Origin of the sequence: Lysobacter stagni (assembly GCF_030053425.1) — a bacterium.
Lineage (GTDB): Bacteria > Pseudomonadota > Gammaproteobacteria > Xanthomonadales > Xanthomonadaceae > Lysobacter_J > Lysobacter_J stagni.
Genome location: NZ_JASGBI010000001.1, coordinates 3,243,370 through 3,256,181, shown reverse-complemented (window position 1 = coordinate 3,256,181; position 12,812 = coordinate 3,243,370). Strand labels below are relative to the sequence as shown.

General features: G+C 67.0%; 13 protein-coding genes. 6 read left to right on the top strand and 7 right to left on the bottom strand.

Features of this window, described 5'->3' with window-relative positions; translation table 11 throughout:
- Positions 1-127 precede the first annotated feature (127 nt).
- The 5 genes from QLQ15_RS15160 to QLQ15_RS15140 all read right to left on the bottom strand — a co-directional run bounded on the left by QLQ15_RS15160 (position 128) and on the right by QLQ15_RS15140 (position 3,994).
- Complete coding sequence (locus QLQ15_RS15160; protein WP_283213596.1) at positions 128-562, bottom strand: low molecular weight protein-tyrosine-phosphatase; 435 nt, start codon at positions 560-562, stop codon at positions 128-130.
- 62 nt (positions 563-624) lie between these two features.
- Positions 625-1,491 (bottom strand): non-homologous end-joining DNA ligase, encoded by an 867-nt coding sequence (gene ligD, locus QLQ15_RS15155; protein WP_345782427.1) that lies wholly within the window; start codon positions 1,489-1,491, stop codon positions 625-627.
- A 24-nt stretch (positions 1,492-1,515) separates the two neighbouring features.
- Entirely contained in the window at positions 1,516-2,424 is a 909-nt protein-coding gene (ku, locus tag QLQ15_RS15150; protein ID WP_283213595.1) for a non-homologous end joining protein Ku, read from the bottom strand.
- Positions 2,425-2,552: 128 nt separating this feature from the next.
- The gene (locus QLQ15_RS15145; RefSeq protein ID WP_283213594.1) at positions 2,553-3,077 is read right to left on the bottom strand and encodes a hypothetical protein; all 525 of its coding nucleotides are present in this window, start codon (positions 3,075-3,077) and stop codon (positions 2,553-2,555) included.
- Between the two features lie 215 nt (positions 3,078-3,292).
- Positions 3,293-3,994, bottom strand: a complete 702-nt coding sequence (locus tag QLQ15_RS15140; protein ID WP_283213593.1) for a pirin family protein — start codon at positions 3,992-3,994, stop codon at positions 3,293-3,295.
- A gap of 115 nt (positions 3,995-4,109) precedes the next feature.
- On the opposite strand from QLQ15_RS15140, the gene QLQ15_RS15135 reads away from it, so the two are divergent.
- The gene (locus tag QLQ15_RS15135; protein ID WP_283213592.1) at positions 4,110-5,027 is read left to right on the top strand and encodes a LysR family transcriptional regulator; all 918 of its coding nucleotides are present in this window, start codon (positions 4,110-4,112) and stop codon (positions 5,025-5,027) included.
- Positions 5,028-5,049: 22 nt separating this feature from the next.
- On the opposite strand, the gene ligD (QLQ15_RS15130) is transcribed toward QLQ15_RS15135, so the two are convergent.
- Positions 5,050-7,596 carry a DNA ligase D gene (ligD, locus tag QLQ15_RS15130; protein WP_283213591.1) on the bottom strand — a complete coding sequence of 849 codons (2,547 nt, stop codon included), beginning with the start codon at positions 7,594-7,596 and terminating at the stop codon, positions 5,050-5,052.
- A 156-nt stretch (positions 7,597-7,752) separates the two neighbouring features.
- On the opposite strand from ligD (QLQ15_RS15130), the gene QLQ15_RS15125 reads away from it, so the two are divergent.
- The 4 genes from QLQ15_RS15125 to QLQ15_RS15110 all read left to right on the top strand — a co-directional run bounded on the left by QLQ15_RS15125 (position 7,753) and on the right by QLQ15_RS15110 (position 11,620).
- Positions 7,753-8,382 (top strand): glutathione S-transferase family protein, encoded by a 630-nt coding sequence (locus QLQ15_RS15125; RefSeq protein WP_283213590.1) that lies wholly within the window; start codon positions 7,753-7,755, stop codon positions 8,380-8,382.
- Positions 8,379-9,188, top strand: a complete 810-nt coding sequence (locus tag QLQ15_RS15120) for a hypothetical protein (protein ID WP_283213589.1) — start codon at positions 8,379-8,381, stop codon at positions 9,186-9,188. Before QLQ15_RS15125 ends, QLQ15_RS15120 begins: the two co-directional genes overlap by 4 nt.
- Positions 9,189-9,368: 180 nt before the next feature.
- Positions 9,369-11,000, top strand: a complete 1,632-nt coding sequence (locus tag QLQ15_RS15115; protein ID WP_283213588.1) for a POT-type proton-dependent oligopeptide transporter — start codon at positions 9,369-9,371, stop codon at positions 10,998-11,000.
- A gap of 17 nt (positions 11,001-11,017) precedes the next feature.
- Positions 11,018-11,620, top strand: coding sequence for a rhomboid family intramembrane serine protease (locus QLQ15_RS15110; RefSeq protein WP_283213587.1), 603 nt, complete (start codon positions 11,018-11,020; stop codon positions 11,618-11,620).
- 43 nt (positions 11,621-11,663) lie between these two features.
- On the opposite strand, the gene QLQ15_RS15105 is transcribed toward QLQ15_RS15110, so the two are convergent.
- The gene (locus tag QLQ15_RS15105; protein ID WP_283213586.1) at positions 11,664-11,849 is read right to left on the bottom strand and encodes a hypothetical protein; all 186 of its coding nucleotides are present in this window, start codon (positions 11,847-11,849) and stop codon (positions 11,664-11,666) included.
- A gap of 211 nt (positions 11,850-12,060) precedes the next feature.
- Between QLQ15_RS15105 and QLQ15_RS15100 the strand changes: the two genes are divergently transcribed.
- Positions 12,061-12,786, top strand: a complete 726-nt coding sequence (locus tag QLQ15_RS15100; protein WP_283213585.1) for a hypothetical protein — start codon at positions 12,061-12,063, stop codon at positions 12,784-12,786.
- The last annotated feature ends 26 nt before the right edge of the window (positions 12,787-12,812 follow it).

Here is a 12,812-nt window from a genome sequence, read left to right as displayed (position 1 = left end):
CGAGTTGATGATGAGATGAAATAAAGCAGGTTCACCCTCGTGAACCTGTTGATCGCGATAACTTGTGTTCAGATGAATGAATCATTCACTGCGCGAGCACAACCATGAAGCGAATGAAATCACCGCGTCACAGTTTTGTTTGCCATTGACTGATACATGCATGCAGACGTTCATACGTTTCGTCGAACACGCGCTGATCGCGGCCGTAGGGGTCGTCGATGTCGTCTGCGCCGTTCCAGTGCGAGAACAGCGCCACGCGTCCGCGCAGGATCGGGCACTGCGCGAGTACCGCGGCGACCTGCCGCTGCTCCATCGCAAGCACCAGGTCGGCGCGTTGCAGCACCATGCGATCGGCCTGACGTCCGACATGGTCGGAGGCGCTCAGGCCGTGCGCGAGCAGTGCGTTCTGCGCGCGAGGGTCGATGGGGGCGCCGCGCATCGCGGCCAATCCGGCCGATTCGATGTGCACGTCGTCTCGCCGCAGTCGGTCGCGCAGCATGACCTCGGCCATCGGGCTGCGGCAGATGTTTCCCTTGCAGAGGAGCAGGATCCGCGTGTTCATGCCAATCACGCTAGCAAACGCATCCGCAATCGACGTTCACCCATGCAAGGCGGGCGTGAAGTTCAGTCGATGCTGGCGGGAATCGTCTGGCGCACGCGCAGCAGTCCGGTCCACGGGTCGCGGCGCAGCAGGCGTGCGCGGCGCATGGCCTTGCGAAGGTCGAACGCACCGGGATGGCGCACGCGGCCCAGTTCGTCCCAGCTCAGCGGCATCGCCACCGGCGCGCCCGCGCGTGCACGCAGCGACCAACCGGTCACGCTGGTGGCGCCACGCGCATTGCGCAGCCAGTCGATGAAGATGCGTCCGGTGCGTGCGCTCTTGGACGCCGTGGATACGAAACGGTCCGGTGCGTGCTCGACCATCGCATCGGCGAAGGCATCGCTGAACGCCTTCGCCTGTCCCCAGTCCGCGCTGCGACGCAACGGCACCACCACGTGCAGTCCCTTGCCACCGGACAGGCGCACCCAGCTGCGCAGGCCTACATGCGCGAGGCGGTCGCGCACCTGTCGTGCGGCGGACTTGACGTCGTTCCAGGCGATGCCTTCATCGGGATCCAGGTCGAAGACGAGCCGGTCGGGCTTCTCGACATCGTCCACGCGCGCGCCCCAGACATGGAATTCGAGCGTGTTCATCTGCACCAGTTCGAGTACGCCGGCGAGATCGTCCACGTACAGATAGTCGTCCTCGCCTTCCAGTTCCTGCAGGCGGATCGCGCGGACGTGCTCGCCCAGCGCGCCGGCATGGTGCTTCTGGAAAAAACAGTGCGATGCGATGCCATCCGGGCAACGCACCAGCGAGAGCGGTCTGTGCACCAGTTCGGGAAGAAGCCAGCGCGCGACGGCGCGGTAGTAATCAGCGACGTCACCCTTGGTGATGCCGGCATCGGGGAACACGACGCGCTCGGCGCTGGTCAGGCGTGGCGCGTCCATCTCGGTGGCCGTGTGCGTCCGGTCTCAGGCGGACTTTCGTCCGGTGCGCTTGCGCGGCGCTGGCGCCTTCTTGGCCGCGGCCTTCTTGGTCGCCTTCTTGGCCGGCGCTGGCGCGGGCGCCGGCGCGGGCTTGCCGCCCTTCTTCTCCAGGCTGCGCTTGAGCAGGTCGGCGAAATCGATGACGTTGGTGGCGGCGTTCTCCGGCAGCGCGTCCTCGGCGACGGGCTTGCGCACCACGTGCTTGGACTTCACGCGCTCCTCGATGACCTTCGTCAGGCGTTCGCGGAAGTCGTCCCTGAACTCGTCCGGCTTCCAGTCCGAGCTCATCGATTCGATGAGCTGTTTGGCCATGTCGATCTCGCGCGTGGAGATCTTCCACTTCTCCAGGTTTCCCTCGGGCAGCTTGTATTCCTCCGGGTCCACCAGCTCCTGCGCGAAACGCAGGATCAGCAGCATCAGTGCGTCGTCCTTGGGCACCACCGCGGCCAGGTATTCGCGCGTGCGGATGACCACGCGACCCACGCCCGCCTGGCCGGTGCGCTTGAGCACTTCACGCAGCAGCACGTACCCCTTCTCGGCCTTCTTTCCCGGCTCGAGCACATAGGGCTTCTCGTAGAACTCCGGGCCGATCGAGTCGATCGGAACGAAGGTCTCGATGTCCACGGTCTCCTTGTGATCCGGCGAAGCCGCGACGATGTCGGATTCCTCCAGCACGACGTAGCTGCCCTTGTCGTACTCGAAGGCCTTGACGATTTCCTTCCACGGCACTTCCTCGCCAGTCTCGGCGTTGACGCGCTCGTAGCGGACTGGCGCATTGTTGCGGCTGTCGAGCATGCGGAAATGCAGGTCGACGCGACGCTCGCCGGTCATCAGCTTGATGGGGATGTTCAGCAGGCCGAACGACAGCGTGCCGGTCCAGATGGGGCGGGCCATGGGACACCTCTCCCGGGGCGCGAATCTGAAGGGTGGGAGAGCGACTTTCCGGCGCAGTGCGTTGGCAGGCGGTGAAAACCGCCGCCCCGGCGCGTGGCCGGGGCGTGAATTCACGCAGGCGAATGGCGTCAGGCCAGATCGGCGCCCGCGCTGGAGGCCCGCCTTGCGGCGCCACGCACGCGCAGCAGCTGCCAAACGGCTCCGATCAGATAGGCCGCGAACGCGGCGCCAATGGGGCCAAACAGGCGCGGGTCTTCCGGCCCGGCGGCATAGGGTGCGCCCAGCGGCAGGCGGGTCAGTGTCTCGACCGAGGCCGGAATGAAATGGAAGAACAGCGCGGTCAGGTTGAGCAGCACCGCGGCGTAACCCGACAGCCTTCCGAAGCCGGAACGCTTCTCGGCGAACCACGCCAGTCCGAGCACCAGCAGCGTCAGCACGCTCAGTACGTGCGGCGGACCGAATCCGCCGCGGCGGAAGATGAAGAGGCCGGTCACGGCCGCACCGAGTGTGAACCAGAAGAACAGGCGCCCCGCAGTGGAGTCCAGTCGGATCTGGCGGTGGCGGAACAATGCGATGAAACCGGCGAGGACGCCGATGATCGCGATCAGCGTGTGCAGCGCACCGAAGGGGGTGATGTTCAGCAGCTCGAGCATGGCGTCACCTCGTGTGGGAGCGGGGCGGTTCGAACTTCTCGAATGTGCTGCGGGAGTCGGACCGGTCGCAGCCATCACGATGCTGCCATGCCCGGGAAGCGCGCCGGTTACGGGCCGACGGGCGGTCGAAGGGGGTGAGGCCTTCGGTGCGGGGAGGGATCCCCGCTCGAGCCCCTCTCCCGATGGGGAGGGGGCTTTTTCGAGTACGGCGCGCGTTACGGCGCCGAGTCCACCAGCACCACTTCCGCGTCCTCCAGAGCCTTCACGGTGATGGTGCCTTCGTTGCGGATAGCCGCGCCGTCGCGCGCTTCGATGCGCACGCCGTTCACTTCGATCGCGCCCTTGGCCGGCACGAGGTAGCCGAAGCGGTTGCCGGCGAAGTCGTACTGCGCCGATTCGCCGGCGGCGAGGTTCAGACCCAGCACGCGCGCATTGCTGCGGATCGGCAACGCGTCCTCATCGCCATCGATACCGCTGGCCAGCGTGACGAAACGGCCCGAGCGGTCGCCCTTGGGGAAGGGCTTGCTGCCCCAGGTCGGTGCACCGCCGCGGGCGTCGGGGATGATCCAGATCTGGAAGATGCGCGTGGTGCCCGGCTCCAGGTTGTATTCGGCGTGCTGGATGCCGGTGCCGGCGCTCATCACCTGCACGTCGCCGGCTTCGGTGCGGCCCTTGTTGCCCAGGTTGTCCTGGTGGGTGATCGCGCCGTCGCGGACGTAGGTGATGATTTCCATGTCCGAATGGGGATGCGGCGGGAAACCGGTATTGGCGGCGATGGTGTCGTCGTTCCAGACCCGCAGCGCGCCCCAGCCCATGCGGGCGGCGTCGTGGTAGCTGGCGAACGAGAAGTGGTGCTTGGCGTCGAGCCAACCGTGGTTGGCTCCACCCAGGCTGTTGAACGGGCGGCGTTCGATCATGGCCTTGCTCCGGTGTGTGGACAGTGGCGACACGATAGGCGTCCGCCGGCAGGATTAGAATGGAACCGATCGAATATGATCGTTTCCATTAATTGCATGATCGAGGGCGCCGCCAATGAAGCTGCCTGACCTGGAAGCCTGGGCGATCTTCGCCAAGGTCGCCGAAACCGGCTCGTTCGCGCGGGCCGCCGCGGAACTGGGCCTTTCGCAGGCCACCGTCTCCAAGGCGATCACGCGCCTGGAAACCCGCCTGAAGACCGTGCTGTTCCACCGCACTTCGCGGCGCATGTCGCTGACCGAAAGCGGGCGCGGCGCGCTGGAGCGCGCCAACCGCATCCTGGCCGAGGGCGAAGCGGTGGAGGCGGAAGTCACCGCGCAGGCGTCCAGCCCGCGCGGACAGGTGCGCATGGCGGTGCCGATGTCGTTCGGCATCGAACACGTCTCGCCGCTGCTGCCCGAATTCATGGCGCGCCACCCCGAGGTCTCGCTGGAGATCGATTTCGACGATGGCATCGTCGATCTGGTGGGCGGTGGTTTCGACGTGGCGTTGCGCATCTCCGCGCTGGCCGATTCCAGTCTGCTGGCGCGGCGGCTGTGCGGCGTGCGTGTGCTGCTGGTGGCATCGCCCGATTACCTGGAACGCCACGGCCGTCCGCGCCATCCGCGCGAACTGGCCCAGCACAGCGCGTTGTTCTACACGCTGTCGCGTTTCGGCAACGCGTGGCGCTTCCATCACAAGCGCCATGGCGACTTTTCCATCAGCGTGCCCACACCGCTGCGCGTGAACAACGCCGAGGCGCTCAACCCCGCGTTGCTGGCCGGCATGGGGCTGGCGCTGCAGCCGGAGTTCCTGATCTGGCGCGAACTGAAGGAAGGCCGGCTGGAAGTGGTGATGCCCGAGTGGGCGCCGCCGCCGATCGCGCTGCACCTGGTGACGCCGCCGGGGCGCGTGCGGCCAGCGCGCGTGCAGGTGCTGATCGAGCATCTGGTGAAACAGTTCGAGAAGGCACCCTGGGCCGAACGAGACGGTTGACGTCGCCCCTGGCCATGCGTTGTCACTTCGGCCGGAACCGTCCCAGGCTCTGCTTCACCAGTTCGATGCCGGCCCACGGGTCCTTGCGCCGGCGTTTCAGCCGCGCGGGAACGTCGGCCAGCGTGAATGCGTCGCCGCGCGTGAGCTTGGACAACTCGCTCCATGCCAACGGCATGGCGACCGGCGCACCCGGACGCGCGCGCAGCGAATACGACGCCACCGCGGTCGCGCCCCGGCCGTTGCGCAGGTAGTCCACGAAGATGCGTTTGTTGCGCAGGCGCTTGCTGGCGACGGAGAGGAAGCGGTCGGGTTCGGACTGCGCCAGCGCTTCGGCGAAGCTCTGCGCGAAGGGTTTCACCAGCGTCCAGTCGTCGCGCGGCTGCAGCGGCACCACCACGTGCAGGCCCTTGCCGCCGGTGGTGCGCAGGAACGATTCCAGTTCCAGCTCCTCCAATCGGCGACGCACGTCCATCGCGGCGCGGCGTACTTCCGCGAAGGGCACGTCCGGGCCGGGATCGAGGTCGAACACGATGCGATCGGCGCGATCGGGATCGTCCGCGTGTGCGCCCCACGGGTGGAACTCCAGCGCGTTGAACTGCACCAGTTCCATCACCGCGGCCGCATCGTCCACGACGAGGTAGTTGGCGTTGTTGCCGGCTTCTTCCTTCAAGCGGACGAATCGCACCAGCTCCATGCCGGGCGTGTGGTGTTTCTGGAAAAAGCAGGCTTTGCCGGTGCCCGCCGGGCAACGGATGATCGACAGCGGACGTCCGGCGATCTCCGGCAGCAGGTGGTCCATCACCGCTTCGTAGTACTGGGCGACATCGAGCTTGCGGTAGCCGTCGTCGGGGTAGAGCACCTTGGTGGGGCTGCTGAGTTTCGGCGGCGTGCGCGCGACGGGTTTCGCGCTGCGTCTGGTCTGCTTCGCGGCGGCTGCCTTACGCGCGGGACCGCCTGCGCCACGATCGCTGTCGCGCAGGTCGTCGATCGATTTGTCCTCGCGCACGGCCTTGAGCGAAGGCTGCCGCAACAGCCCCTGTCCGCCGACGCCGCGGAAGTTCACCTCCACCACGAAGCGCGGCTCGAACCACTTCGCGCTGCGCAGGTCGGTGTCGTTCTCGGGCACGAAGACGGTCGGCTCTTTCGAGCCGGCGCGGCCGATACGCCGCGTCAGGTCTTTCAGCAGCGTGTCGCTGAAACCGCTGCCGACGCGACCGACGTACCGCCAACTGTGAGTCTGGTCCGGCGTGGCCAGCAACAGCGAACCGAAACCGCTGCGACTGCCTTTGGGCGCAGTGAAACCGACCACCGCGTATTCGTCGCTGTGCAGGCTCTTGGTCTTGCGCCAGTCGTCACCGCGACCCGGACGGTACGGTCGGTCTGCGCGCTTGGAAATGATGCCTTCGAAGTGTTGCTGGCCCGCCAGTTCGAACGCTTCCTCGCCGTTGCCGATGGCATGCGAGCTGTACGAAAGATGGCGCGTGCCCGTGCCGAGGAGTTGTTCCAGCAACGTCTTGCGTTCGATCAGCGGCGCCTCGGACAGGTCCACGCCGTCCAGGTGCAGCAGATCGAACAAGGCGTACGAGAGCGTGCCCAGGCGTTCGCCGGAGAGCGTGCCCTGCAGCAGGTTGAAGTCTTCGCGCGTGCCGGTGCCGGCGATGAGCTCGCCGTCGAGCGCGGCCGATTTCAGGCCCAGTCCCTCCAGTGCGCCGGTGATCTCGGGCACCTTGTCGGTCCATTCCAGCGCATTGCGCGACCACAACCGCACCTGGCCCTTGGCGATGGTGGCGATGATGCGATAGCCGTCCCATTTGATTTCGTGCAGCCACTGGTCGCCTTCGGGCGGCGCACCGCCCAGCTTCGCGAGCTGCGGCGGAAAGAACCCGGTGGGCGCCGGCGCCTTGCGCGCACGGGTCAGCTTTGCAGCGAGCTTCGCCCAGTCGCGCGCCTTCGTGCCGGCCTGCACGGGGACCTCGCTACGATGCTTGCGCGTGGCCTTTCCGCGGCCCGCACGTCTTGCGTCTTCCTCCGGCGGGGGAGTGACGTCGGCGAGCAGATCGTCGGCTTCCAGCGTGCCGGCGTATTCGTCGCGGTCCTTGAACAACAGCCACTGTGGTTGCCGCGAGGCTTTCCCCGAACGCACCAGGTGCCAGCCACCCTTGAGCTTGTCGCCGAACAGTTCGAAATGCAGATGCCCCTTGGCGAGCTGCGCTTCGGGGTCGTGCTCGGTCGCCCACACGCCGTGGTCGAACTGCGCCACGTGCCCGCCGCCGTAATGCCCTTTGGGAATCTCGCCTTCGAACTGCGCGTAGTCGACGGGATGGTCCTCCACCTCCACGGCCATGCGCTTGACGCTGGGGTCGTAGCTGGGGCCCTTGGGCACGGCCCAGCTCTTGAGCGCGTCGCCGATCTGCAGGCGGAAGTCGTAGTGCCGGCGACTGGCATGGTGCAGCTGGACGACGAAGATCGCGCGCTTGCCCTGCGGCAGGCGCTTGCCGGGCTCGGGTTCGCGCGTGCCGGTGGACGTGCCGACAAAGCGGCGCTTGCGGCGGTATTCGGTGAGGCTCATCGCTTCGCCGGAGTGAGGTGGTCGTCCCACCTTCCGACGGCCACGGTGGAGGCGACGCGAAATGGCCACGGAGGTGGCGATACCATGACCTTCGATGGCTGCCGGGGCATCGCGCGCGCGTGCGATGATGGACGCCTCATTCAAGGGGAATGACGCATGTACAGCCTGTATTACTCGCCGGGCGCGGCGAGCATGGTCGTCCATTGGCTGCTGATCGAGCTGGGCGTGCCGCACGAACTGCGCCTGGTCGATACGGCCGCCAAGCAGCAGAAGAGTCCCGAATACCTCCGGCTGAACCCGAACGGCGTGGTGCCGACGCTGGTCGACCATGGGCAACCGCTGTACGAGGCCGCTGCGCTGGTGCTTCACGTGGCCGACCGTCATGCCGAAGCGGGTCTCGCTCCTGCGCAGGGCGATCCGCAGCGCGGGCTGTACCTGCAATGGGTGCTCAACCTGGCCAACACGCTGCAGTCGCCGCTGCGCCTGTGGTGGTACCCGCAGGACATCGATGGCGAACATGCCGACACCGTGAAGGATGGCGCGCGCCGCCGCATCGAAAGCACCTGGGAACGACTGGACGCGCATCTGGCCGCGAACGGCCCGTACCTGCTCGGCGAACGCCTGAGCGCTGCCGACTTCTATCTGGCCATGCTGATGCGCTGGACGCGCAACATGCCGCGTCCCGGGCACGAGTGGCCGCACCTGGCCGAGCTGGCGCGGCGCATGAAGGCGCGGCCTTCGTTCGCCACCCTGTACGAACGCGAGGGACTGACCGAATGGGCATGACGCCTCCGCGCCTGTGGCGCGCCGCGCTCGCCGCGACGTGCCTGACGGGCCTGCTGCTCGCTTCCGGTTGCAAGGAAGCCAAGGACATCAGCGAGGAAATGGGCTGGTCGCGACAGCGCGAAGCCCCGCCGCCGCCGCCGGTGGTCACGCTGGACGATCGCTGGGTTCCGTCCGATGGCATCGTCGGCGACCTCAACCAGGCGCAGTGGACCGCGCGCTGGTGGCAATGGGTGGGTCGCTTCGGCGCCGACACCGGCGTGCCGTACGCCGACCGCGACGGCAGTCTGTGCACGCTGCACCAGGAAGGTCCGGTGTGGTTCCTGGCCGGCACCGATGGTCGCTTCGATGCGGTGCGCACCTGCACGGTTCCGGCCGACAAGCACCTGTTCGTACCGTTGATCAACTGGGTGATGGGGCAGGGCGGCGACACGGTTTCCTGCGACGAGAAGCGGGCCGCCGCCGCTCGCTTGGCCGACAACGTCGGCACGGGGCTGGTGCTGCTGGACGGGCGTCCCATCGGCAAGCTGGAACGCATGCGCGTCGCCGCCGGCGGCTGCTTCGCGATGTCGGACGAAGTGTTTTCGGCGACCACCGACGGTTACTGGCTGATGCTCAAGCCGCTGCCGCCGGGCAAGCACCAGCTCGCCATCTCCGCCGCCTGGCGCGACGGTCCGCGCCAGATGATGCAGAACTTCCGTTACGAGCTCGACGTGCTGGCCGAAGGCGCTCAGCCGGCGGACGACACCGCCGCCGCCCTCGACCAGGACGCTGCCGCGGACCTCGCCACGGACGCCGCCGTTCAGTAAGTCCGCCGCGGCGGCGCGACACCCGCGCCGCCGCCGCTCGTCCCTGCCCACGGGAATCAAGACTTCGCTTGCCACGTGCCCCTTGGTACTCTCGGGGGTGCGGCGGAGCGTGTCTCCGCCGGTTTTTTTGTCCCGTCCCGCGAACGGATTCGCCGGCGACCCCAGCACAGGCAGAACCGGATGACGATTTCCGCAAGCGCGGCCACGGCACAGGGCGCCGCAAAGCTCCCGCGCCAGATTCCCTACATCATCGGCAACGAGGGCTGCGAGCGCTTCAGCTTCTACGGGATGCGCAACATCCTGGTGCAGTTCCTGGCCAGCAGCGCGATGCTGGCCTACCTGCCGGAAGCCGAACGCGCGGGCATGGCGAAGGAGGTGTTCCACACCTTCGTCATCGGCGTGTACTTCTTCCCGCTGCTGGGCGGCTGGCTCTCGGACCGGTTCTTCGGCAAGTACAGGACCGTCCTGTGGTTCTCGCTGATCTACTGCGCCGGCCATGCGTGCCTGGCGATGTTCGAGAACCACCGCACCGGGTTCTACACGGGCCTGTTCCTGATCGCGCTGGGCTCGGGCGGCATCAAGCCACTGGTGGTGTCCTTCGTCGGCGACCAGTTCGACCAGACCAACAAGCATCTGGCGCGCAAGGTGTTCGACGCCTTCTACTGGATCATCAACTTCGGCAGCTTCTTCGCTTCGCTGCTGATGCCCATCTTCCTGCGCGAGTACGGGCCGGCGGTGGCGTTCGGCATCCCGGGCGCGCTGATGTTCGTGGCGACCTTCATCTTCTGGCTGGGCCGCAAGCAGTACATCAACGTGCCGCCGGCGAAATCCGATCCGGATTCCTTCCTGCACGTGGCGCGCACCGCGCTGCTGGCGCAGGCGCCGGGGCAGGGACGTCCGGGTTTCGCGGTGGCGGTGGGCGGCTTCGCGCTGGCCGCCGGCCTGCTGCTGGGCTGGGCGGTGCACGCGACGGTGGGGCTGTCGTGGTGGCCCGAATCGTTCGGCTTCGTCATCTCGGCCTGCCTTGCGCTGGGCGCGGTGATCGCCTTCGGCGGCATGGGCGCTTCGCTGCAACTGGAGCGCGCCCGCGGCGTGCACCCGGATGCGGCCGTCGACGGCGTGCGCGCGGTGCTGCGTATCCTGATCGTGTTCGCACTGACCACGCCGTTCTGGTCGTTGTTCGACCAGAAAGCGTCGACCTGGGTGCTGCAGGGCAATGCGATGGCCATGCCGCACGATGCGTGGTGGTGGCCGAGCTGGCTGGTGCGCGACGCCGCGCAGATGCAGGCGCTCAATCCCGCGCTGGTGATGCTGCTGATCCCGTTCAACAATCTGGTGTTGTACCCGGCGCTTCGCCATCTGGGCTTCAATCCCACGCCGCTGCGCCGCATGGGTGCGGGCATCGCGTTCTCGGGCGCGGCCTGGATCTTCGCCGGCATCCTGCAGTTGTGGATCGACGGTGGCGATCCGGTCTCGCTGGCGTGGCAGATCCTGCCGTATGCGCTGCTCACGTTCGGTGAGGTGCTGGTGTCGGCCACCGCGCTGGAATTCGCCTACAGCCAGGCGCCGCAGGCGATGAAGGGCGTCATCATGGCGTTCTGGTACCTGGCCAGCACGTTCGGCAGCCTGTGGGTGCTGCTGACCAACGCGGGCGTGCGTAACGAAACGGTGATGTCGCACATCGGCGCCACGGGCCTGAGCGAGAACGCCTTCCTGATGTTCTTCTTCGCCGGCTTCGCGTTCCTCGCCGCGGCTGCGTTCGCGCTGTACGCGCGGACATACCCGATGCAGGACAACTACCGCACCGCCTGAGTCCGGAATCCCGACCGATGCTGACCTTCATCCTGATCGCCGTGACCGTCGTGGTGTCGTGGCTGGCTTTCGACCGGCCGCGGCTGCTGGAGCGGTTGATCCTGTGGCCGCCGGCGATCGACCGCAAACACCAGTACGACCGCCTGATCACGCACGGTTTCATCCACGCGGACTGGTCGCACCTGCTGTTCAACATGCTCACGCTGTTCTTCTTCGGTCGTGCGATCGAGAACGTGGTGTCGCAGCTGATGGGGCCGCTGGGATTCCTGCTGTTCTATCTGTCGGCGATAGTCATCGCGATCCTGCCGAGCTATCTACGCCACCGGCACGATCCGCATTACCGCAGCCTGGGCGCGTCGGGCGCGGTGTCGGCGGTGTTGTTCGCCTTCATCCTGCTGCAGCCCTGGGCGATGATCTACGTACCGGTGCCGGTGCCGGCGTTTCTGTACGCAGTGGCGTACGTGGGCTATTCGTTCTGGATGGACCGCCGTGGCGGCGACAACATCAACCACAGCGCGCACCTGTCGGGCGCGATCTACGGCGTGCTGTTCATGCTGCTGATGGACCCGCGCATCGGCCCGTTGTTCCTGGACCGGCTGATGAGCCCATCCTTCCGCTGACCGCCGGCGATCCGGCCGGGCCGGATTCGCGATGCGGCGTGGATCAGGCGGCGCGGAGGCCCGCGTCGGAGCCAGCTTCGCCGTAGGCCAGGAGCAGGCGGTTGTAAACCTCGGCGTCGATCTGCGCCGTCTCGACCGAGTCCTGGCGGCCCGCCTGGGCCAGATCGAACAGGCGCGACATCAGTGCGTCGTCGCTCAGGTGGTCGAAGGTGAGGTGATGCACGGTCATGGGGATGTTCTCCGGAGCGTGAATTCCGGTAATGGATCACGCAGATTCCGTGCCATTCGTCCGTATGCGGGTTTGCGTGCGGCGGGGTGACGCGTCGGGTCAGTGATGGCCGTGATGGGTTCGCATCGACTGACGCTGTGGGTCGCGATCACTTGGCATGAATGTCGCGCGTGATATGCCGGAATTCCCGACAGTGCCCAGGAGTCCAGGCATGGCGATGAGGAAGGCCGGCAAGACCACCACCCGCAAGCGCCCCGCGAAGAAGGCCACCGCCCGCAAGGCGGCCGGAACCGCGAAGAAGGCGACGAAGAAGGCGGCGAAGAAGGTCGCGAAGAAGACCACCGGTACCACCGCCCGCAAGGCGGCCGCCGCGAAGAAGGCGACGAAGAAGTCCGTCCGCAAGACGGCTGCCGCAAAGAAGGCGGCGAAGAAGGTCGTTCGCAAGACGCCTGCCCGAAAGACCGCGGCGAAGAAGGCGGCGGCGAAGAAGACAGCGACGAAGAAGGCCGTCCGCAAGGCGCCGGCGAAGACTGCCGCCCGCAAGGCTGCGCCGAAGAAGGCCGCCCGGAAGACCGTGCGCAAGTCCACGGCGAAGAAGGCCGCTGCGCCCGCTCGCAAACCCCCCAGCAAGACGACGGCACGCAAGACCGCCGCTCCGCGCAAACGCGTCCGCGCCGCCAGGCCCCGGATCACCCCGGAGCAGGCCCTGGCCAATACCCACGAACTGCTCGCCGCCAAGCACGAGCGCGACCACCAGCCTCACGCATGGCAGCAGTTCGATACCGAGCACGCCCACGTGCCCAAGCCGGGCTTCCAGTCCGACAGCGCTTCGTCCAAGGCCAACGAGCTCCATGCCGCCGAGACGCGCATGCAGGCCATCCAGGGCCACATGGGCAGCCAGGACCGGCGCAACCAGGGCAAGCGGGACGCCCGTTGAGCCATCATGACGATCCCTCCCCATCC

Bases quoted from the DNA above. Each gene is read 5' to 3' on its own strand.
- ku (WP_283213595.1), bottom strand. From the start codon at position 2,424: ATGGCCCGCCCCATCTGGACCGGCACGCTGTCGTTCGGCCTGCTGAAC.
- QLQ15_RS15145 (WP_283213594.1), bottom strand. From the start codon at position 3,077: ATGCTCGAGCTGCTGAACATCACCCCCTTCGGTGCGCTGCACACGCTG.
- QLQ15_RS15135 (WP_283213592.1), top strand. From the start codon at position 4,110: ATGAAGCTGCCTGACCTGGAAGCCTGGGCGATCTTCGCCAAGGTCGCC.
- ligD (WP_345782427.1), bottom strand. From the start codon at position 1,491: ATGGACGCGCCACGCCTGACCAGCGCCGAGCGCGTCGTGTTCCCCGAT.
- QLQ15_RS15160 (WP_283213596.1), bottom strand. From the start codon at position 562: ATGAACACGCGGATCCTGCTCCTCTGCAAGGGAAACATCTGCCGCAGC.
- ligD (WP_283213591.1), bottom strand. From the start codon at position 7,596: ATGAGCCTCACCGAATACCGCCGCAAGCGCCGCTTTGTCGGCACGTCC.
- QLQ15_RS15110 (WP_283213587.1), top strand. From the start codon at position 11,018: ATGCTGACCTTCATCCTGATCGCCGTGACCGTCGTGGTGTCGTGGCTG.
- QLQ15_RS15105 (WP_283213586.1), bottom strand. From the start codon at position 11,849: ATGACCGTGCATCACCTCACCTTCGACCACCTGAGCGACGACGCACTG.
- QLQ15_RS15115 (WP_283213588.1), top strand. From the start codon at position 9,369: ATGACGATTTCCGCAAGCGCGGCCACGGCACAGGGCGCCGCAAAGCTC.
- QLQ15_RS15125 (WP_283213590.1), top strand. From the start codon at position 7,753: ATGTACAGCCTGTATTACTCGCCGGGCGCGGCGAGCATGGTCGTCCAT.
- QLQ15_RS15120 (WP_283213589.1), top strand. From the start codon at position 8,379: ATGACGCCTCCGCGCCTGTGGCGCGCCGCGCTCGCCGCGACGTGCCTG.
- QLQ15_RS15100 (WP_283213585.1), top strand. From the start codon at position 12,061: ATGGCGATGAGGAAGGCCGGCAAGACCACCACCCGCAAGCGCCCCGCG.
- QLQ15_RS15140 (WP_283213593.1), bottom strand. From the start codon at position 3,994: ATGATCGAACGCCGCCCGTTCAACAGCCTGGGTGGAGCCAACCACGGT.